Genomic DNA, 19,663 nt, shown 5'->3' on the forward strand with positions numbered 1-19,663 from the left:
AAACCTTGAAAAAACAAGATGATATGTTACATATACGTCTATGAAAATAGACGTATCCACATTGCCCGAAGACAGCGAACAGCTCAAGCAGATCCTGCTTGAGATCCTTGAGCGCCATGACCGGGAAACCAGCATCCTGCACGAGCAGGTCCGCCATCTGAGGGCCTTGCTGTTCAGTCGCACGAGCGAAAAAACTCCTGTTGTTAACAACAAGGTCCAACTGCCCCTGTTCGATATGCCCGAGCCTTCGGATGTGGAGCCTGCCGACCCTGGGGTTGAGGTCACTGGTCATACCCGCAGGAAGCGCGGCCGGAAACCTCTGCCCGAGGACCTGCCCAGGATCGAGGTCGTTCATGATATCGACGACAAGGACAAGGTCTGCCGTTGCGGCTGCGAGCTGACCCGCATAGGGGAGGAGGTGTCCGAGCAGCTCGATATCGTTCCGGCCCGGGTGCAGGTGATTCGTCATATCCGTCCCAAGTATGCCTGCAGGAACTGTGAAGGCGTGCAGGACGAGGGGCCGACAGTAAAGGTTGCTCCGCCGCCGGCACAGATTATCCCGAAGTCCATTGCCACGGCTGGGTTGCTGTCTCATATCCTGGTGGCAAAGTTTGTTGACCACCTGCCGTTTTATCGGCAGGAAAAGCTGTTTGCCCGCATTGGGCTGGAACTGTCGCGTGCATCCATGTGCAACTGGGCCATGCAGGCGGCCAAAGCCTGCCAGCCCCTGCTCAACCTGCTCCAGGAGGAAGTTCTTGCCGGGTCTTATATCCATGCCGATGAGACCACGGTCCAGGTCCTGAAGGAGCCGGGCCGGAAGCCGACGTCAAAATCCTACATGTGGATCTTTCAAAGGGGAGATCCCGACAGGCAGGTGTTGATCTATCAGTACCATCCGACCCGGAGCGGAGATGTGGCCAGGAACTTCCTCGATGGTTTCAGGGGATACGTGCAGACAGACGGCTATTCCGGTTATGATTTTCTTGACCAGGTTGATGGGATCCGACATGTCGGCTGCTGGGCACACGCACGACGTAAGTTCAAGGATGTGGTCAGGGCCCAGGGCAAAAACAGAAAACGCGGCAGTGCGGACAAGGCACTGGGTTATATCTCCAGGCTCTACAGCCTGGAAAAGAAATGGAAGAAAACAGGGCTTGTCCGGGAGGAGATCCATCGGCTGCGCCAGGAACAGTCCAGGCCGATCCTGGATGACTTTTACAGATGGCTGGTGAAAAGATCCTCCCAGACACCGCCCAAGGGGTTACTCGGCCAGGCCATTTCCTACTCCCTGCGCCAGTGGGATCGTCTTGTGGGCTACCTGGAAGATGGGAGGCTGTCCATGGACAACAACAGAGCGGAAAACAGTATCCGTCCCTTTGTCGTCGGCCGCAAGAACTGGCTCTTTTCAGGCACTCCGGAAGGAGCTAAGGCCAGCGCCCTGATCTACAGCCTGGTCGAGACAGCCAGGGCCAATAGACAGGAGCCTTACAACTACCTGCGCTACATCTTCGAGAAGATACCCCTGGCTGCCACCCTGGAGGATTACGAGGCCATGCTGCCGTGGAATATTGATCCCAGGCAGTTGATCGGCCAGTTAGGTGGGGATTAATTTGCGGTTACTTTTCTCAGAAAATACGCAGAATTAAAAGAAGGTTATTCAGCGCCGAAGTACAAAGGGGAAATCGAGAAAGTCACTGACTGGGTAAGAACAATAGGTAATAGGTCTATAGGCCGGTCAATTATTTATCCTAGCAGAGGACGATGTGAGTGTTCAGATTTATTTTACCAACATGCCCCAGTGGCAATAACTTCCCTGTAACTAACTGTAATTAAAACAAAAACAGCATAACCCTTAGAAGGCCCCTGGTTGTCAAGAGACAAAAATAATTTTGAAGCGAAAATTAATCGCCCTTCAGCCGAAGGCTGACTGATCTTTGAAAACGCCCTATCTTGGGTTTCATATTCGGTGACAGCAATTCTGCACCAAACACCTATCGAGGATCAACCATCCCGCCAGCAGGAAAGGAGTTGGTTTTCACTCGAAGCGGATAACCTGTCCGGTCGAGAATGGGCCCAACAACTGCTCGTCGGAGACCGGACAGGTTATCCGCGAACTTGCAAGCAGTTCCTGCCGGGGACAGCTGCTGCAAGCAGGGCTTGCAGCGTCCTAGAAACGATCACGTACCCTCATGCCGTCCCAGTCAAAGAAGCGTGGTCATGCAAAAAAACAAAACATGCCGGAGTTAGTGTCGGGTTCGGGGAGGAGCAGAACCATATCAAAGAATCAGTATGTAAACGGAGCAGGACGGACGGCCAATCAAAGCAACTGGCTGCCGAGATGCGGCATAGCACCGATCAGTGTGATTTCCGCAGTTCCGGGGACAGTATATATAATACATATGGAGGTGTCATGAATGTATATACTGTCCCCGGAACTTCTGCCCGGTAATGAAACATCTCGAACCTCCTGTTGGCCATTGGTACACCTCCATGGAAACGTTTTCCTGGTTTCGCGAAGGTATACCAGATCATCTGGAAGTCCGAGAACCGATTATGATCTATGATCCGAGGAAGTGGCTCGATTACCATGATCCTCCAGTGGCTCCATTAGATGATCACAGGGTGGCTCGATTAGCCTGATCATCGGGTGGCTCCATTACGGCGATCATGAGGTGGCCCGATTAGGGTGATCATGAAATGGCTCTATATGGAGTGTCATTAACAGCTCCCTTTCGGGTCAGGACCATCCTGACGGATAATGGTAAGGAGTTCACGGACCGGTTCTGTGCCCACGGTGAAAGGAAACCCACAGGACAGCATCCTTTTGATCAGGTATGTACAGAGCACCAGATAGATCATCGTCTCATCAGGCCAAAACACCCCCAGACCAACGGCATGGTCGAGAGGTTCAATGCTAGAATAGCCGAGGTCGTCGGCCAGACAAAGTTCCGGTCTGCCCGACATCTCAAGGAAACCTTGACTGATTACTGTCGAATATATAATCATCACATTCCGCAGAAAAACCTTGGCCACATAACACCAATACAGGCCCTGAAACAATGGAAGGAAACAAACCCGGAACTCTTTAAAAAATCAGTTTACAATCTCTCGGGACCCGACAGGTGATGAGGCTGGCTTGGTTGTAGCCTTGGTCGGTCACTACGCAAAGAAGTTCCGGCGATTCATCTCCAAGAGTCTCAAGGTTATCTTTGACTGTTGCCAGAGTTTCGGTGATACAGGCAGTATCGCCCTGATCGGCCGGAAAAATGGCTCCTCGACGTTTCGTGTGGCTTTGAGTAAAAAGTGTCAAATCCACACGAAAACGAGAGTCAGTGATTCCCGAATGGCGCCGATAACATCCGCACAATTTATGCCTTACGCCAAGAGTTGGAGCGGCATGGAGGGAGGGAAAATTCGCTACCGTGTTAAATCTCCTGGTGAAAACATTAACAAGGCATGTTAATGTTTTTCTTGACCCAATGACATAATGGATATATATTTCAAGACAAGGAAGCTGCAAAAGCTGTGCTGTCTGAGTAGGGAGGCGCAAAAGCAGCTGGGAGCAAAAATGGCACGTAAGCTTCAGCAGCGATTGATGGAGCTGAAAGCCGCATCCACTCTTGATGACATCTCACGACTCCCACCAGCCCGTTGTCACGAACTGACAGGAAACCGTAAAGGGCAATTATCAGTGGATCTGGAACATCCTTACCGTTTGCTGTTTGTCCCCGCTCACAACCCGCTTCCCACGAAAGAGGACGGTGGTGTGGACTGGGCCAGTATAACAGAAATCGAGATCATCGGGATTGTCGACACCCATTGAAGGAGGATGTGATGGCTGGTGCTACCAAAAAATACGGCTTTGAACCGGACTACGCCATCCCTCCCGGAGAAACCCTGCGGGAAGTGATGGAGTCCCTCGGCATGAGCCAGAAAGAACTGGCCCGGCGTACTGATCTTACCGTGCAGTCCGTAAACCGCATTTTCAAAGGAACGCAGCCTATCACTTATGAAACCGCCAACCGGCTGGAACTTGCCACCGGAGTGCCTGCGGCCATGTGGAACAATCTCGAAGCTCAGTACCGCGAACAGCTCGCCAGAATTCACGAGCGGGAGAAGTTGCAGGCCGATCTGGACTGGCTGAAGGATATCCCTGTGGCGGAACTGGCGAAAAGAGGAGTTTTGCTCCGCGCCAAAGACAAGATTGAGCAATTGCGCGAAGTGCTGAAATTTTACGGTGTCAGCAGTGTGGAGGCATGGCGCCGGATATGGGAAACGCCGGCAGTGGCTGCCCGCCGCTCGCCGTGTTTCGAGAGCGAGGCCGGGCCCGCTTCAGCCTGGATACGACTTGGCGAACTGCAGGCCAGGGCGATAGACTGCCAGCCGTTTGATAAAACGAGTTTCAGGAACGCCTTGCGCCAGATACGAAACCTGACCCGAGAACCCGCTCATATCTTTGCTCCGGAAATGCAACGGCTCTGCGCTGAATCAGGAGTGGCCCTTGCCCTGGTTAAAGAAATGAAAAAGGTCCCATGGAATGGGGCCACCAAATGGTTGACGCCGCAAAAGGCCATGATCCTGCTTTGTCTGCGCGGCAGAGGAGAAGACAAGTTCTGGTTCTCTTTCTTTCACGAAGCCGGTCACATCTTGTACGACAGTAAGAAGGATCTGTTGATCAACGACGGCAGCCAGGACGACCCGCGGGAGAAACGCGCCAACGATTTTGCCGCAGAATTTCTGATTCCCTCAAAATATGACGATACCATTCGCCGGATTCGCTCAAAAGCCGAAATCGTGAGACTTGCGGACCAGTTAGACATCGCGCCGGGAATCGTTGCCGGCCGTTATCAGTTTCTTACAGGGAATTGGCATTATTTCAAAGAGTTGATCCGAAGTCTGGAATGGGCCGACTCATGAGCCATTCCAAATTTCTCCCTTCCTCCTCCCAAATGGAAAATGATGCATCTGGCTTCGTCATGGCTGTGAAGCTGTGAAGTAAAGAAGAAATGGACAGGAAAAAGCACAAATGGACCTTTCGCGCCCGTTTCAGGCGTCACGCCTTTGGCTGGCGTTCGCAGTCGGCCATAACGCGCATCAAGGAGGCGGTGGCGGAAATCAGGAAGACGGCCCGCAAGGACCCGGTGCTGGGTGCCGAGGGCGCAGTGTTGCTTCTGGAGAAACTGTCGCCCGCCCTGGAACATGTGGACAGTTCGTCGGGCGCCATCGGCACGGCGGTCAACAACGCCATCGAAACACTGGTGCCGATCATCGCCGGGGCACCGGCGGATGACAGTCTGCGCGATACATGGTTGGACCGTCTCTGGGCCGCGGTGGAGGAAGACGTAATGCCCTACATCGAGTTGCTTCCCGAGTATTGGGGCGAGCTTTGCGTGACCCGGCAGCGGGCATCATACTGGGCGGATGGGTTTATCGACACGGTAAGGCTGGTCTGGTCTCGGGAAAGAAAAGCGGGCGAGGGCTACTTCAAGGGCACTTCTGCCTGCCTGAGCGCTTTGTTCTCCGCCGGGCGGCATGAGGAAATCCTGGAGCTGCTCGACCTTGCGCCGCATACATTCTGGCATTACCGGCAGTGGGGCGTCAAAGCCCTGGCGGCCATGGGCAGAAAGGCCGATGCGATCCGCTACGCGGAGGACTCCCGTGACGACTATTCAAGCCCGGTCGCCATCTCCCGGGCCTGCGAAGAAATCCTGCTGTCAAGCGGCATGGTTGAAGAGGCCTACCGCCGTTACGCCATTGAAGCCAATCAGAAAACGACCTATCTGGCGACCTTTCGCGCCATCGCCAGAAAATACCCGGACAAGTCCGCAAGCGATATCCTCCATGATCTCGTGGCCAGTACTCCTGGCAATGAAGGCAAGTGGTTTGCGGCCGCCAAATCAGCAGGGCTTTACAAGGAGGCCATTGAACTGGCCAACCGGGCGCCCTGTGATCCCAGGACACTGACCCGGGCGGCGCGGGACATGGCCGCCGAAGAACCGCGTTTTGCCGTCGAGGCCGGCATGGCGGCGCTCCGGTGGCTTACCAGGGGATATGGCTACGAAATAACCGGTCTCGATGTGCTGGCGGCCTACGACCACACCATGAAGGCTGCCCAGAATGCGGGATGCGAAGCCGAAACCCTTGGCCGTATCCGCAAACTGGTCGCGGGCGAGGACCACGGTGAACGGTTCGTTGCCAAAATTCTCGGGCCGGAACGTGGCTTACGTTAACATGCAAGCACCGATTGCAGCTTATCCAAGCCGCAAATTTTGCCGTCCGCATGAATGGCAAGCTTTAGCCAAGTCTGAACCACCACCGTGCCCCGCGGCCAGTTTTTCAGGAGCCGGTTTGTAACTACGCCAATTTGACAAGCTCAAATTTACTTTCAGCCAGAACCGGCGTTTTCGGCCAATAATTGACACCTCGGCGCAATCCCGCATCTGGCGCGGGTTTCGGCTGGCACGATTTTTTCGTGTGTGCCTACGTCATTGCACCTGTTGAATCCCGAAAACCCGCTTGGGGCGCCAGTTCCCAGTTCCGGGGACAGTATATATAATACATATGGAGGTGTCATGAATGTATATACTGTCCTCGGAACTGGGCCACTCTGTCTCGATGCGCACAAAATAATACTCGCAAAATGGCACCATAATGGTGTACGATATGGCATCGTATAGGATTCATGCAGCCATCGCGAGGTGAAAATATGCCAATCAGTATTACCGAAGATATCCGGTCCATAACTGACCTGAAACGAAACACGAATTCCGTTCTGGATCAAATTCACAAAACAAAGCGTCCCGTTATTTTAACAGTTAATGGAAAGGCTGAGGCAGTCTTGGTCGACGCCAAAGAATATGAAAAAATATTAAATGCATTTAATCTGTTAAAGCTTCTCGCACCCGCAGAAGAAGATATCAAGGAAGGGAGGGTCGCCGAAGTGAAAGAATTTTTCCAGGAGTTCAAGTGTGGCAAAGAAATATAGAGTCTATATTACGTTCAAAGCCAAAACAGACCTGGAGCACATCTTCTACTACATTGCTGAAGACAGCATTAATAATGCAAAAAAATTCATTCTCGAATTAGAAGAAAAAATCTACAGCCTTGAGACTATGCCGGAAAGATTTGCGCTGATCCCGGAAAACATCTTTTTTGGCACAAATTATCGGCAAATTACACACAAGAAATATCGCGCCATATACAAGATAAGAGGTAATTCAGTTTTTATCATGAGGGTTATTCATGGTGCGAAACTGTTGGATCTATAAAGGAAACAAGTGGTAACGAATGAGGTTTGAGAGCGAGAAAAACGAGCGAATCACAATCTGAACCGTTCGCCGTTTCTATTTTTCACTGCTCCCTGCTGTTTCGCACCTGCCTGACTGATTTTATGACCAGGTGCGAAAGAGCAGGGGGCTTTTTTTGTTTTTGAGCGTCAGGAATATTTCACGTCTTTCCAGCTAATTACAGAAGCGGGCCCAGGATCAGGGCTGTGTTTTCCAGAAAACGTTGTCTGAGGGGGCGGGCCTGCAGGTGGTCCAGGGTAAGTTCCCGGGCCGCGTCGCAGTACTCCATCTGCAGCTTTCGCATCCGGGAGGTGAACTTTTTATTATAGACAAACAGCGTCAGTTCAAAGTTGAGCCAGAAGGAGCGCATGTCCATGTTGACTGAACCGATCAGGCAGAAATCATTGTCAACGCTGATGGTCTTGGAGTGCAGCAGGCCGCCGGTGAACGCCATGATTCGCACTCCGGCACGGATCAGCTCTCCGTACCGGGCCTGGCTGGCATAATGGACCAGGCGGGAATCATTTTTTTCCGGCACGATCAGGGTGACCTCCACCCCGCGCATGGCCGCTGATTTGAGAGCGATGAGCAGGGCATTGTCAGGTACGAAATAGGGCGTGGTGATAATCAGCTCCCGGCGGGCGGCATAGATGGTGGTCAGCAACAGGTTGTGGATGGCGCCCTCGGTGATGCCGGGCCCGGATGGCACCAGCTGGACCGGGGCATCCCCGGCCGGGGCCACGGCATGGTTGTCGGAAGAGGCGGCGATATCCTGGTAGCTCTCCCCGCTTTCCATCATCCAGTCGTGGAGAAAGGAGGATGACATTACCTCGACAACGGGGCCCCGGATACGGACCATGGTGTCGATCCACTGGCCAACCCCCTGTTCCTGCTTGAAGTAGCGTGGATCCACCAGGTTCTGGCTGCCGGTGTAGCCGATCTCGCCGTCGATGACCACGATCTTGCGGTGGTTGCGCAGGTCGATGCGGACAAAGAGTGCCCGCAGGAGCCCGGCCGGCAGGGCCTCGACCACCTGGATTCCGTGATGTCGCATTTTGCGCACCATGGAGGATTTGAGAAAGGGTTTGCTGCCGATGGAATCGAGCAGAACCCGGCAGGTCACACCCCGCCGGGCGGCCCGGATAAGGGCGTTTACGACCTCGTCGGCAAAGCCGCCCCGATGCCAGATGTAGAATTCGAGAAAACAGCTTGATCGGGCCTGGTTGATATCCCGGAGCAGACTGTGAAAAAAGTCTTCCGAGCTGTCCAGCAGAGTCAGGTCATTGCTTGGCAGGGCCGGGATGCCGAGGATGGCATCGGCCTGGCGGTGGATGGGGTCGCATTCCGGATTGATGGAGAGCCAGTCCACCTGGGGGCGCCGGCTCAGCTTCCGGGCCCACTTGGAGAGGCGCTGCAGGTCGGCGGCGGCTCTCCGGGCTCTTCGCTCTCCAAGCCTGTTTTCACCGAACAAAAGGTAGATGATCGCCCCGGCAAAAGGCAGCAGGAGAATGACCACCAGCCAGGCCATGGTCACGCTGGGCTCGCGTTTGCGCATGATAACCCGCAGGGACAGGCCGATGCGGATTCCCAGGTCAGCGAGAAAAATAATCGTGGTGACGATCCAGGAAAGTTGATTCATGGGACAGGCTGGTAGAGGTTGGGCGCTGGATTGGAGAAAATATCCTCCTGCGATACAAGATGTCCGTGAACAATTGCACATGAAATGCGCATCAGTCAAGTTTTACGTTTTAAGTTTTACCGTATAAGTGGTAAGTTTAGGTCTTAATGTCTGCCTGTGGAGACGGCAGAAAACCAACCTGGAACCATGCAGGAAGGAGTAGAAAAAGGTGATTAAGGGATTTTCCGCAGCCGCGGTCGCAGCGGGCATCCGCTATGAGGGACGGCTGGATCTGGGTTTGATATATTCAGACACTCCGGCGGTGGCGGCCGGCGTCTTTACCACCAATCGGGTCAAGGCGGCCCCGGTGCTGCTGGATATGGAACGGCTGCGCCACGGTCGGGCCCAGGCGATTCTGGTCAACTCCGGCAATGCCAATGCCTGTACCGGTGATGCCGGTATGCAGGCGGCCCTGGCCACCAGCGCCATGGTGGCCGATCGACTGGGTATCGATGCGGATCTGGTCCAGGTGGCCTCCACCGGCGTGATCGGCGAACCCATGTCCGAGGAACCCTTTGCCCGGGCCATGGATACCCTGGTGGGCAAGTTGTCGTCTGACGGATTCGACGATCTTGCCCGGGCGATCATGACCACCGATACAGTGCCCAAGACAGCCCGGACGACCATCGAGGTGGATGGCCACGAGGTCAATATCTTCGGGGTGGCCAAGGGGGCCGGCATGATCATGCCGGACATGGCCACCATGCTCTGCTTTGTCCTGACCGATGCCCAGATCGTCTTTCCGGAACTGCGGCGCATGCTGGTTGCCGGAGTGGAGCAGTCGTTCAACCGGATAACCGTTGACGGGGACACAAGCACCAACGACTCCGTCCTGATCCTGGCCAACGGCGCAGCCGGAAATCCCTGGATAGATGAAGAGAACCGGGCCGCCGGCGAGCTTTTTGCCGGCGCTCTTGACACCGTGCTCAAGGACCTGGCCCTGCAGATAGTGGCCGACGGCGAGGGTGCCACCAAGCTGGTGACCATCCGTATTGTCGGGGCCAGAGATTTTGAAGGGGCCATGAGCGCGGCCCAGACCATCGCCAACTCCGCCCTGGTGAAGACCGCTTTTTTCGGCGAGGACGCCAACTGGGGGCGGATAATCGCCGCGCTTGGCCGTTCCGACTGTCCTTTCAGTCCCGATCGGGTAGGTATCTGGTTTGATGAGGTGCAGATGGTGGAAAACGGCCAGGGATGCGGCCCTGAGGCCGAGGCCGCAGCCACCCGGGTACTGAAGAAAGATCGGTTCACAGTGACCGTGGATCTCTATGACGGCAGTGAGAGTGCAGAGGTTTATACCTGTGATTTTTCACTTGATTATGTGAAAATTAACGCTGATTACCGTACCTGAGGACCGTTATTGATGTCTAAGAACATTCCTGATACCTGGTATCTGCCCGAGGAACTCGAGATCGAGCCCTTTGTTGCGGATCTGGCCGAGGCCTTCGGGGTGGCGGTGGAACAGGCCGGGCAGCACCGGCGGATCTTTTACGACAGCTTCGACTGGCGGCTCTACCGGAAGAAATGGCTCCTGGAATGCACTGAGGAGGGTTGGCGGCTTTGCGAATACGGGTCTGGCCGAACCCGGGCCGCGCTGGCCGATATCTCCTGTCAGGGGCCTCGTTTTGCCTGGGATTTTCCTGACTCGTCCCTGCAGCGCCTTCTGCACACCGCTCTGGATGTCCGCTGCCTGCTGCCCCTGGTTACCCTGGATGAGAGGCGTACCCGGGTGCGGATTCTCAACCGGGACGAAAAAACCGTGGCCTTTCTCTACCTGGAAGAGCTGCATGTCCAGGAAGGGGAACGGGTGCTGCGCACGGTCCGACTGCAGGGTGTGCGGGGCTACGTCAAGAAATACAGAGCCGTGCGCCGTTTTCTTGAGCAGTACGGTATCAATGAGTCGGCCTCGCCCCATTTCGAGTTCGAGGAAGGGCTCAAGGCCGTGGGCCGGACGCCCGGTGATTACAGTTCAAAATTCACCATCAGGCTGGACCCCGCCATGACAGCCGGCCAGGCGGCAAGGACCATTTTCCTGCAGCTGCTTGGCGTAATGGAGCGTAACCTGCCGGGAATTTTCGACGATCTTGATTCCGAGTTTCTCCATGATTTCCGGGTGGCAATCCGCCGCACCCGCACCGGTCTTGCCCAGTTCAAAAAAGTCCTGCCCGCCGAGACCACGGCCCTTTTTAAAAACGAGTTCGCATGGCTGGGGCGGGTCACCGGGCCCACCCGGGATCTTGATGTTTACCTGCTTTACCGGGATGATTACCTGGCCAGGCTGCCCGAGGTACTCCAGCCCGGACTTGACGAATTTTTTCAGGATCTCGCCCGGCGCAGGCAGGAAGAGTTCAAGCGGCTGGTGCGGGCCCTGCAAGCACCGCGGTACCGGGAAATTGTCAGCAGCTGGCGGGAGTACCTGCAGTCGGACCGGGAAGAGGAACCTGCGGCGGCGGGTATGCCTGTGACGGATTTTGCCCGGCAGATCATCTACCGGCGCTATCGGCGGGTCATGAAGGACGGGCGCGCCATCACCGACCGTTCGCCGGACGAGAGTCTGCACAGGCTGCGCATTCAATGCAAGAAACTGCGCTATGCCCTGGAATTCTTCACCTCCCTCTTTCCCGAAGAAGATATGACCCGGGTTATCAAGCAGCTCAAGAAGCTGCAGAATAATCTTGGTGATTTCAATGATCTGTCCGTGCAGCAGGATATGCTGCGCCGCCATCTCGCCGAGCTCCGGACCGGAAGCAGGAAAAATCTCCAGCTGGCAGCGGCGCTGGGCGGCCTGCTCACCAACCTGTACCATGAACAGGAGCGGGTACGAAAGCGGTTCGCCACCACCTTTCAACGATTCGGTGACAGTGACAACACAGCGCTGTTCAAGCGGTTATTCGCTGACTCCAGGGCACGAGGTCGTCAGAAATGAGTGTTATAGCGGTATATAATATCAAGGGTGGAGTGGGTAAGACCGCAACCGCGGTCAATCTGTCCTACCTCTCGTCGAACCATGGGGTCAATACCCTGCTCTGTGACATGGATTCCCAGGGGTCAGCCACCTATTATTTTCGCATCCGGCCGGCCAGGAAGTTCAATACCAGAAAACTGCTCAAGGGCGGTAAACACGTGGATCGCAACATCCGGGGGACCGATTACCCCGGGCTTGACCTGCTGCCGGCCGATTTTTCCTATAGAAACATCGATATCGCCCTGGATGATCTGAAAAAATCGCGCCAGCGGATATCCAGGGTGCTCAAGCCGCTCAAAAAGGAATATGGCCACATATTCCTCGACTGCCCCCCCAATGTGACGCTCCTGTCCGAAAACATCTTCCATGCCGCCGACTGGATCCTGGTTCCCCTCATTCCCACAACCCTGTCCCACCTGGCCATGCAGCAGCTGCTGAACTTTCTGGAGGAAATCGGCCAGGATCGGTCCAAAGTACTGGTGTTCTTTTCCATGGTGGAAAAACGCAAGAACATGCACGGGGAGATGATGCGGCAGCTCGAGGGCCAGCCTGGAATCCTGCGCAGTCATATTCCCTTTCTTGCCGATGTGGAAAAGATGGGGCTCTACCGACAGCCGGTGACCGCGGCCCTGCCTTCATCCGCGGCGTCTGCAGCCTACCGGGAACTGTGGGATGAAATCTGTGCCCATATTGGAGCAGACCGGTAGACCGGTGACAGAGGTACCAGATGGTGGGGGATGGCTGTGTCCGGTTCTGGCAGGGGCTGCGCCGGCCGTATTCTTGCCTGGAAGATTCACTGTTCCGTTTTCCGACCGTCTGAATGTTGTCAACCATGCCAAAATGATGCGAGATCGATGAAACAGATACTGCTGTGCCGCCATGCCAAATCAAGCTGGAAAGATCCTGGTCTGGTCGACCGGGACCGGCCGCTTGCCAGACGCGGCAGGCGTGATGCGCCGCGCATGGGCCGCGAGCTCGCCCGTCGCTGTATACGTGTGGACAGAATTCTCTGCAGTCCGGCAAAAAGAACCCGCAAGACCGCCCGCAAGATAGCCCGGGAAATCGACTTTCCCCGCAGGGGTATAGTTCTGGTGGAAGAGATCTATGGTGCCGACTCCGGTATGCTGCTTAAGCTGATCCGGGCCCAGAAGAAAAAATACCATCACCTGATGCTGGTGGGGCACAACTCAGCCATAACGGAGCTGGCAAACACCCTGGGTGATCTGGATATCGCCAACGTACCTACCTGTGGGGTGGTTGGTTTTTCCTTTGCTGTGGAGCGGTGGGAAGATGTGCGGCAAGGCTGCGGGACTCCCCTGTTCTTCCTCTATCCCAAACTGCTTGCCCGGCAGTCTGACTGACCATGGCCGACAAGATAAGCAGATCCGGGCGTCTGCTCGACAGGACAACCCTGCCCGAGGGACTTCTGCCGCTGATTCTGGCCACGGTGATCGGGGCCCTGACCGGCCTGGCCGCCGTGTTTTTCATTCATCTCATCGCCTGGATCCAGCACGGCTCCTATACGGCGGCTTATTATCTGTTTCCCCGCCTGGGCATGTGGACCTATGTTCTGGTGCCGGTTGGTGGAGCCCTGCTTGGCGGCCCGCTGATCGCATGGTTTGCCAGCGAGGCCAAGGGACATGGAGTCCCTGAGGTTATGCAGGCCCTGGTCATGCGCGGTGGCCGGATCCGACCGCGGGTGGCCATTGTCAAGATCCTGGCCTCGGCGCTCTGTATCGGCACCGGTGGGTCGGCCGGCCGGGAAGGACCCATCGTCCAGGTCGGCTCGGCACTCGGTTCGGTGACAGGCCAGCTCCTTCACCTGTCTGACGAGCGAATCAAGAACCTTGTTTCCTGCGGGGCTGCTGCCGGTATCGCCGCCACTTTCAACGCTCCCATCGCCGGGGTGGCCTTTGCCATCGAGGTCCTGATGGGTGAGCTGCAGGTCCGGATGTTTGGCAACGTGGTGATCTCGGCGGTGGCGGCCTCCATTGTCAGCCAGAAGTTTCTCGGTGACCGGCCCGCCTTCACCGTCCCTACCTATACCTTTGATTCCCCGGTGGCCATCCTGCTCTACCTGGCTCTGGGTCTGGTGGCGGCCCTGGTGGGGGTGATGTTCATACGCATGCTGAGCTGGTTCGAGGATCTGTTCGATAACTGGCGCTTTCCCGATGTCCTCAAGCCGGCGGTCGGTGCCCTGCTCCTTGGCCTGCTCGGATTCGGCTACCTGCACCTGCCGGGGATCAGTTTCTCCGGACCGACCGAGTTCCAGCTCGGCATGCCGCTGATTGAGAACATCCCCCATGTCTACGGTTCCGGGTTCACTTTCATCGAGGAGGCTCTGCATGGGCAGGTGAGTTTCTGGCTCCTTTTCCTGCTCATCTTTTTGAAACCGCTGGCCACCTCGTTTACCCTGGGTTCGGGTAACTCGGGCGGTGTTTTTGCGCCATCTCTTTTTATCGGCGCCATGCTCGGCGGTGCTATGGGCATGCTCTTCCAGTATATTCTGCCCCAGTACGCCGGCTCTCCCGGGGCCTATGCCCTGGTCGGCATGAGTGCGGTTTTTGCCGCTGCGGCCCAAGCGCCGCTGACCGCCATGCTCATCGTCTTTGAAATGAGCAATGATTATTCCCTGATTCTGCCCCTGATGGTCACGGCGGTGACCGCGACCTTTTTTGCCCAGTGGCTTTATCCGGAATCCATTTACACCATCAAGCTCACCCGGCGGGGGATCCGATTTTCCCAGGGGCGCGACATGGATATCATGCAGGGGGTTCAGGTTCGTGAGGTCATGAATCCCGATCCGGTCACTGTTCATGCCTCGCAGCCCCTGGCCGAGCTCTACCAGAAGTTCCAGGAAACCAATTACCTGGGGTTCCCGGTCCTCGATGATCAGGACCGTCTCTGGGGGATAGTCACCCTGCAGGACATGCGGCGGGCTCTCTCCCAGGACAGCGTCAAACTCCGGGGGCTCACCGTCTCCGACGTGGCTGTTCCGGATCCGATCACGGTTTATCCCGATGAACCGATCTGGACCGCTATCCAGAAGATGGCGCCCCGCGACCTGGCGCGGTTGCCGGTGATCAGCCGCGAGGAAAAGAATAAACTCGTCGGTCTGATAAGCCGCTCGGACATCCTCCGGGCCTATGATGTGGGGCTGGTCCGCAAACAGCGGGGTCAGATGCTGGAGAAAAACACCTCCCTGCGCCGGCAGAATCAAAACGAGTTCATCGAATTCTGCCTCATGCCCGGACATCAGGCAGTGGGCAGGCAGCTTGGCGATCTCAACCTGCCAGGACAGGTCAACGTGGTCTCCATCGAGCGGGCAGGGGAGATTATCATACCCCAGCAGGACACCCGTTTTGAGGCCGGAGATATCGTGACCGTCTTTGGTCGCAAGGACGTGCTGGATCAGGTCCAGCGTATCTTTTCCTCGGCCGGGGAGGAGGATTCGTGACTTCCCGGGTACCCATGTCTCCGGACTGCCTGGGCTGCCGCCATTTTTTCATCACCTACCAGCCCCGTCAGCCGCGGGGATGCCGGGCCTATGGCTTCAAGAGCCAGCAGATGCCTTCCCGGGTGGTTCTGGCCAGTTCCGGCAAGCCGTGTCAGTTGTTTGCTCCGAAGTCGGCAGGGAAAGGGAAATAAAGGAAAAATTATTTTTAAAATGACCGGCCGCATGATAACATGGATCTGTGGACATGAAGAAATGTCGAACCTGTTGATTTTCCCACAGGATTAACCGGACTGGCAAGAGACAGATGGTGCAAGAGAGCGGTTCCCCCGGTACAGGGTCCATAGGCGGCGTATCCCTGGCTTCCTTTCTGCAGATGCTTGAGCAGGAACGGCGCAGCTGCACCCTGATTGTCCACTGTGGCGAGGGAGAAGGACAGTTCTTCTTCGACGAGGGAGATCTCGTAGATGCCCAGTGCGGGGACAAGGCAGGGGAAGAAGCGGTCTACGCCCTGCTGACGGCAAAAGATCCGGTCTTTCGGGTTGAAGAGGCCCAGGACCGGCTGCGGCGAATCAGCCTGCCCCTGGCACACCTGCTGCTCAACGCCGCAACCAGGCAGGATGAGGCTACGAGTGAACAGGCAGGGAAGGGTGATACCATGCATGCTTCAAAACGGGCCATGAGTGCGGCCGTGCAGGGGAATCCGGCTCTGCGACGGCTGGTGGAGGCCATTGTCTCCATTGCGGGGGTGAAACATTATTATCTCCTGAACCGCCAGGGAAAGGTTATTGTCCAGTCCTCGAAAAATCGCAAAGTCGGCGATTTTATCACCTACTGCATTGTCAGCGGCATCCAGATCCGTAAGGCGCTTGAGGCCCGGGGCCCCCATCAGATCCGCCTGGAGCTGCAGGGCGGAGACGTGCTGCTGATTCTTCCCGGGGCGGGAATGATTATCGGTCTGCTTCTTGATCAGGATGTCTCGACGGCTGAGGTTGCAGCCCGGCTGCGGCCGGCTCTTACGGCGAGATAACCGGCAGGGGATACAGTGAGGTTATGAGAAAACTGCTCAAGGAGATATCGGTTATTCCCGGAGTCACCGGATCCTGTATCTTTGATAAATCCGAGGGGCCGTTGTGCGAGGAGCTCCATCCAAGCCTGTCGGCGGATCTGTCGGAAACCGTTGGAACCTACCTGGTACGGCTCTTCCAGATGGGTGGCATGATCGGCCTGGATACCCGGTCGGTCTACTTTCGTTTTGACAAGTACACCGTGCTGGGCATGCCCCTTGATACCGGAGCGGTCCTCCTTACCATCTGCGAGTCCCAGGCCAACTGTTCCCTGGTTGCCACCACTGCTGCCATGCTGGTGGCCGATATGCGTGATGAACTCAACGCGCCTGTCTATCCCCCTGAAGAAGAGGTGCTCGAAGAGGTGGAGGCGGTGGCCATCGAGGAGGATGACGGCGATGATGCCGAGCTGGAGCCGCTCTTCAAGGAGATGGAGCAGGCCCTGGCCGCAGCTATCGGCCCGGTGGCCGGGGTGGTGATGCAGGATTACATCCAGAGATGGAAAGAGTCAGGACCGGCTGTGCCGGCCCGGATTTCCGAGCTGGCCAAAATGCTGGTCGAAGAGATCGGCGACGAGCATCTGGCCCGGGAGTTCACCTCCCATATTCACACCATCCTGTGACAACACCCGCTGGAAGCTGAAAAAGCCTGCTGACAAGCCATGGCTTGTCAGCAGGCTTTTTTGTCTTGAAGGAAAGTGCCCTCTCTGATCCCGCCCGGACCTGCAGGGCGGGATCAGAGAGTTTGTCCATGCCTGTTACCTGTTACTGACGGCTCACTTGAAACGTTTGAGCATTTTGTCCACACTGATCCGCAGCCGGTCCACGGCCCGGGCCAGGGTGCCTATCTCATCCCGGGATGGGGTGACGATGGGTTCGCTCAGGTTTTTGCCCAGGCTGATTTCCGTAGCCCGTTTTTCCAGCATGGTCACCGGTTTGACCACGTAGCGGCTGAAAAAGAACCAGATGATCAGCATGAGCAGCAGAACTCCGCTGCTGCCGATGAGAACCAGGTTGATGGCTGATTGTCTGGCCTTGGTCAGGGCTTTTGCCAGCGGCACGTAAACCACGTAGGCCGAGGCGATACTGCCGGCTTCCCAGTTGTAGCCATGCTCGGTCCCGTAGCGCTCGATCTGCTCTTTTGGGGCATCGGCCGGGTCGCCGTGACAGCGCAGGCATCCCCGGGAGATCCGGATGGGCTGGGCAAAGTAATAGAACTGACTGCCTTCCTTGGTGATGGTGCCTTCGGCCAGCTTCTTTTTGGGATCCTGCTGGAAGATTTCGATGATCTGCAGGTCATACTTGTCGGCCTTGTTGTCGGAATGGAGCGGGTCGATGGTGGCCTGCTTGAACTGATAGTCCTGGTTGCGCTTCTGGAACTCGTTCCAGACCCCGCGGGTCAGGGTAAAGCCGGAGATGAGTTCGGGGATGAACTGGTTCCTGTCCATCATCTCCATTATTCTTGGCCGCTGGTGGTCTTTGAAATAGAGCCGGGACGCCTGCAGGGCGTCAAAGACCAGGTGTCCCTTGGCCTTGGCTTCTTCAACGGCATTGCTGACACTGAAACGATAACTGGCCACTGCGATGCCAACAGTGGCGATCAGGCTGAGTATGCCGATAAGGATAATGAATCGTGTACGAATACTCATGCAGTTCTCCGGGTTAAGGGGTTAACGGAAGAGTGGCTTCGAATCTTGTTGTAGTGAATCACAACCTCACCGGCAAAATCAAGGAAAGTATTCTTTCCGACATGGACAGGGGTGGGGCCAGCGGGGTTGCACGATGGAGGGAAATGGTTTAATGGCTCTATTGAAAATCCCTTTTCCTCCGCAAAGAGAGGTCCTGTTCGGTTTTTGCTTTACCGGGCGGTTCGCACAGGGCCACAGAGTGGTTGGCGGTGGCCCGGATATTTTTTCACCAGGAGTGGTAACGAGATCATGAAACTGTCTTCATTTGGCAAACGCTTTTCCACCGGTTCGGGTATCTTGTCCCTGATGGATGATCTGGGCAATGCCCTGGCCGGCGGTGATATGATCATGATGGGCGGAGGAAATCCCGGCCATGTCCCGGAAGTGCAGGAAATGCTTCGCCGCCGGTTGCGGGAGCTCGCCGAGGATCCGGCCGAATTTCGTAAACTGATCGGCATCTATGATCCTCCCCGGGGTGAAAAGGATTTCCTCCAGGCTCTGGCAGCCCTTTTGCGAAGCGAGTATGGCTGGGACCTGGGGCCGGAAAACATCTGCCTGACCAACGGCAGTCAGGGCTCGTTTTTTCTGCTGTTCAACATGTTTGCCGGCCGGTTTGACGATGGCAGTCACAAGAAGGTCCTGCTGCCCCTGGCTCCGGAATATATCGGCTATGCCGACCTGGGGCTCAGCGATGATTTCTTCACCGCGGTCCGGCCGCGGATCGATTTTCTGGAAGACAACCTGTTCAAGTACCGGGTCGATTTTGACCATATCGAAGTGAACACGGACATCGGTGTCATCTGCGCCTCGCGGCCCACCAACCCCACCGGCAACGTGCTGACCGATGACGAGATCCAGGGACTGGCCCGGCTGGCGGCGGAAAATGATATCCCCTTTATCATCGACAACGCCTACGGGGTACCCTTTCCCGGGATCATCTATACCGAGGCCACCCCGGTCTGGAACGAGAATCTCATCGTCTGCATGAGCCTGTCCAAGTTCGGCCTGCCGGCGGCCCGGACCGGGATCGTCATTGCCCGTACCGAGATCATCGAGGTCCTCTCCGGCATCAACTCCATCCTGAATCTGGCTCCGGGCAGCTTCGGCGCCATGCTGACCACCGATATCGTCCGGTCCGGGGAGATCATCCGTCTCAGCCGTGAGGTGATCATGCCTTTTTATCGCCGCAAGATGGAAAAGGCCATGCACTGGATCAACACCTATTTCACCGGGTTTGATTACCGGGTCCATACCCCGGAGGGGGCGATGTTCCTCTGGCTCTGGTTTCCGGAGCTGCCCATCTCCAGCCGCACCCTTTATGAGCGGCTCAAGGAGCGCGGGGTGCTGGTGGTATCCGGTGACTATTTCTTCCCGGGCCTGGAGCCGGGCTGGAGCCATACCGGAGAGTGCATCCGCATAACCTATTCTCAGGATGAAGAGGATGTCCACCAGGGCCTGCGGATCATCGGCGAAGAGGTTCGCCGGGCCTGCGGCGACAGCGGTTGAGCTTTTTCACCTGAAGTTTT

Annotated in this window: 17 protein-coding genes and 1 pseudogene; 16 read left to right on the forward strand and 2 right to left on the reverse strand. The window is 56.3% G+C overall.

Translation table 11 applies throughout. From position 1 onward, the window contains the following. Positions 1-40: 40 nt before the first annotated feature. The 7 genes and pseudogenes from tnpC (at position 41) to GF1_RS04140 (ending at position 7,268) form a co-directional block, all read left to right on the forward strand. Positions 41-1,609, forward strand: coding sequence for an IS66 family transposase (gene tnpC, locus GF1_RS04110; RefSeq protein WP_267928350.1), 1,569 nt, complete (start codon positions 41-43; stop codon positions 1,607-1,609). Between the two features lie 1,115 nt (positions 1,610-2,724). Next, a pseudogene (locus GF1_RS04115) lies at positions 2,725-3,126 on the forward strand (integrase core domain-containing protein); the annotation flags it as partial. A 442-nt stretch (positions 3,127-3,568) separates the two neighbouring features. After that, positions 3,569-3,823: a type II toxin-antitoxin system RelE/ParE family toxin gene (locus tag GF1_RS04120; protein WP_435051706.1), complete on the forward strand. Its 255-nt coding sequence runs from the start codon at positions 3,569-3,571 to the stop codon at positions 3,821-3,823. After that, a complete protein-coding gene (locus GF1_RS04125) occupies positions 3,820-4,917 on the forward strand; it encodes a helix-turn-helix domain-containing protein (protein WP_267928354.1) in 1,098 nt (365 codons plus the stop codon). Before GF1_RS04120 ends, GF1_RS04125 begins: the two co-directional genes overlap by 4 nt. Before the next feature lie 89 nt (positions 4,918-5,006). Then, on the forward strand, positions 5,007-6,230 hold the full coding sequence (locus GF1_RS04130; protein WP_267928356.1) for a hypothetical protein: 1,224 nt from the start codon (positions 5,007-5,009) through the stop codon (positions 6,228-6,230). Positions 6,231-6,706: 476 nt separating this feature from the next. Further along, positions 6,707-6,985 carry a type II toxin-antitoxin system Phd/YefM family antitoxin gene (locus tag GF1_RS04135; protein WP_267928358.1) on the forward strand — a complete coding sequence of 93 codons (279 nt, stop codon included), beginning with the start codon at positions 6,707-6,709 and terminating at the stop codon, positions 6,983-6,985. Continuing rightward, entirely contained in the window at positions 6,969-7,268 is a 300-nt protein-coding gene (locus tag GF1_RS04140) for a type II toxin-antitoxin system RelE/ParE family toxin (RefSeq protein ID WP_267928359.1), read from the forward strand. The genes GF1_RS04135 and GF1_RS04140 overlap by 17 nt, the downstream gene beginning before the upstream one ends. Before the next feature lie 196 nt (positions 7,269-7,464). Here the strand turns inward: GF1_RS04140 and cls are convergent, their stop codons facing one another. Further along, the gene (cls, locus tag GF1_RS04145; protein ID WP_267928361.1) at positions 7,465-8,925 is read right to left on the reverse strand and encodes a cardiolipin synthase; all 1,461 of its coding nucleotides are present in this window, start codon (positions 8,923-8,925) and stop codon (positions 7,465-7,467) included. A 208-nt stretch (positions 8,926-9,133) separates the two neighbouring features. On the opposite strand from cls, the gene argJ reads away from it, so the two are divergent. From argJ to GF1_RS04185, 8 genes are all read left to right on the forward strand, one after another. Further along, a complete protein-coding gene (gene argJ / locus GF1_RS04150) occupies positions 9,134-10,315 on the forward strand; it encodes a bifunctional glutamate N-acetyltransferase/amino-acid acetyltransferase ArgJ (RefSeq protein WP_267928362.1) in 1,182 nt (393 codons plus the stop codon). 12 nt (positions 10,316-10,327) lie between these two features. After that, the gene (locus GF1_RS04155; RefSeq protein WP_267928363.1) at positions 10,328-11,890 is read left to right on the forward strand and encodes a CYTH and CHAD domain-containing protein; all 1,563 of its coding nucleotides are present in this window, start codon (positions 10,328-10,330) and stop codon (positions 11,888-11,890) included. Next, entirely contained in the window at positions 11,887-12,636 is a 750-nt protein-coding gene (locus tag GF1_RS04160) for a ParA family protein (protein WP_267928364.1), read from the forward strand. Before GF1_RS04155 ends, GF1_RS04160 begins: the two co-directional genes overlap by 4 nt. 147 nt (positions 12,637-12,783) lie before the next feature. Beyond that, positions 12,784-13,290 carry a SixA phosphatase family protein gene (locus tag GF1_RS04165; protein ID WP_267928365.1) on the forward strand — a complete coding sequence of 169 codons (507 nt, stop codon included), beginning with the start codon at positions 12,784-12,786 and terminating at the stop codon, positions 13,288-13,290. 2 nt (positions 13,291-13,292) lie between these two features. After that, a complete protein-coding gene (locus tag GF1_RS04170) occupies positions 13,293-15,386 on the forward strand; it encodes a chloride channel protein (protein ID WP_267928366.1) in 2,094 nt (697 codons plus the stop codon). Beyond that, positions 15,383-15,577, forward strand: a complete 195-nt coding sequence (locus GF1_RS04175) for a hypothetical protein (RefSeq protein WP_267928367.1) — start codon at positions 15,383-15,385, stop codon at positions 15,575-15,577. The genes GF1_RS04170 and GF1_RS04175 overlap by 4 nt, the downstream gene beginning before the upstream one ends. A 113-nt stretch (positions 15,578-15,690) precedes the next feature. Beyond that, positions 15,691-16,413, forward strand: coding sequence for a DUF4388 domain-containing protein (locus GF1_RS04180; protein WP_267928368.1), 723 nt, complete (start codon positions 15,691-15,693; stop codon positions 16,411-16,413). A gap of 23 nt (positions 16,414-16,436) precedes the next feature. Then, the gene (locus tag GF1_RS04185; RefSeq protein ID WP_267928370.1) at positions 16,437-17,072 is read left to right on the forward strand and encodes a DUF8082 domain-containing protein; all 636 of its coding nucleotides are present in this window, start codon (positions 16,437-16,439) and stop codon (positions 17,070-17,072) included. Positions 17,073-17,225: 153 nt separating this feature from the next. On the opposite strand, the gene GF1_RS04190 is transcribed toward GF1_RS04185, so the two are convergent. Continuing rightward, positions 17,226-18,098: a Tll0287-like domain-containing protein gene (locus tag GF1_RS04190; RefSeq protein WP_267928371.1), complete on the reverse strand. Its 873-nt coding sequence runs from the start codon at positions 18,096-18,098 to the stop codon at positions 17,226-17,228. A gap of 288 nt (positions 18,099-18,386) precedes the next feature. Here GF1_RS04190 and GF1_RS04195 point away from each other — a divergent pair, with 288 nt between their 5' ends. After that, a complete protein-coding gene (locus GF1_RS04195; RefSeq protein WP_267928372.1) occupies positions 18,387-19,643 on the forward strand; it encodes a valine--pyruvate transaminase in 1,257 nt (418 codons plus the stop codon). Positions 19,644-19,663: the final 20 nt, after the last annotated feature.

Origin of the sequence: Desulfolithobacter dissulfuricans, assembly GCF_025998535.1 — a bacterium.
GTDB classification, from domain to species: domain Bacteria; phylum Desulfobacterota; class Desulfobulbia; order Desulfobulbales; family Desulfobulbaceae; genus Desulfolithobacter; species Desulfolithobacter dissulfuricans.

Coding starts and splice junctions, on each gene's coding strand:
- GF1_RS04190 (WP_267928371.1), bottom strand. CDS start 18,098: ATGAGTATTCGTACACGATTCATTATCCTTATCGGCATACTCAGCCTG.
- tnpC (WP_267928350.1), top strand. CDS start 41: ATGAAAATAGACGTATCCACATTGCCCGAAGACAGCGAACAGCTCAAG.
- GF1_RS04195 (WP_267928372.1), top strand. CDS start 18,387: ATGAAACTGTCTTCATTTGGCAAACGCTTTTCCACCGGTTCGGGTATC.
- cls (WP_267928361.1), bottom strand. CDS start 8,925: ATGAATCAACTTTCCTGGATCGTCACCACGATTATTTTTCTCGCTGAC.
- GF1_RS04130 (WP_267928356.1), top strand. CDS start 5,007: ATGGACAGGAAAAAGCACAAATGGACCTTTCGCGCCCGTTTCAGGCGT.
- GF1_RS04155 (WP_267928363.1), top strand. CDS start 10,328: ATGTCTAAGAACATTCCTGATACCTGGTATCTGCCCGAGGAACTCGAG.
- GF1_RS04165 (WP_267928365.1), top strand. CDS start 12,784: ATGAAACAGATACTGCTGTGCCGCCATGCCAAATCAAGCTGGAAAGAT.
- GF1_RS04135 (WP_267928358.1), top strand. CDS start 6,707: ATGCCAATCAGTATTACCGAAGATATCCGGTCCATAACTGACCTGAAA.
- GF1_RS04185 (WP_267928370.1), top strand. CDS start 16,437: ATGAGAAAACTGCTCAAGGAGATATCGGTTATTCCCGGAGTCACCGGA.
- GF1_RS04160 (WP_267928364.1), top strand. CDS start 11,887: ATGAGTGTTATAGCGGTATATAATATCAAGGGTGGAGTGGGTAAGACC.
- GF1_RS04170 (WP_267928366.1), top strand. CDS start 13,293: ATGGCCGACAAGATAAGCAGATCCGGGCGTCTGCTCGACAGGACAACC.
- GF1_RS04180 (WP_267928368.1), top strand. CDS start 15,691: ATGGTGCAAGAGAGCGGTTCCCCCGGTACAGGGTCCATAGGCGGCGTA.
- GF1_RS04120 (WP_435051706.1), top strand. CDS start 3,569: ATGGCACGTAAGCTTCAGCAGCGATTGATGGAGCTGAAAGCCGCATCC.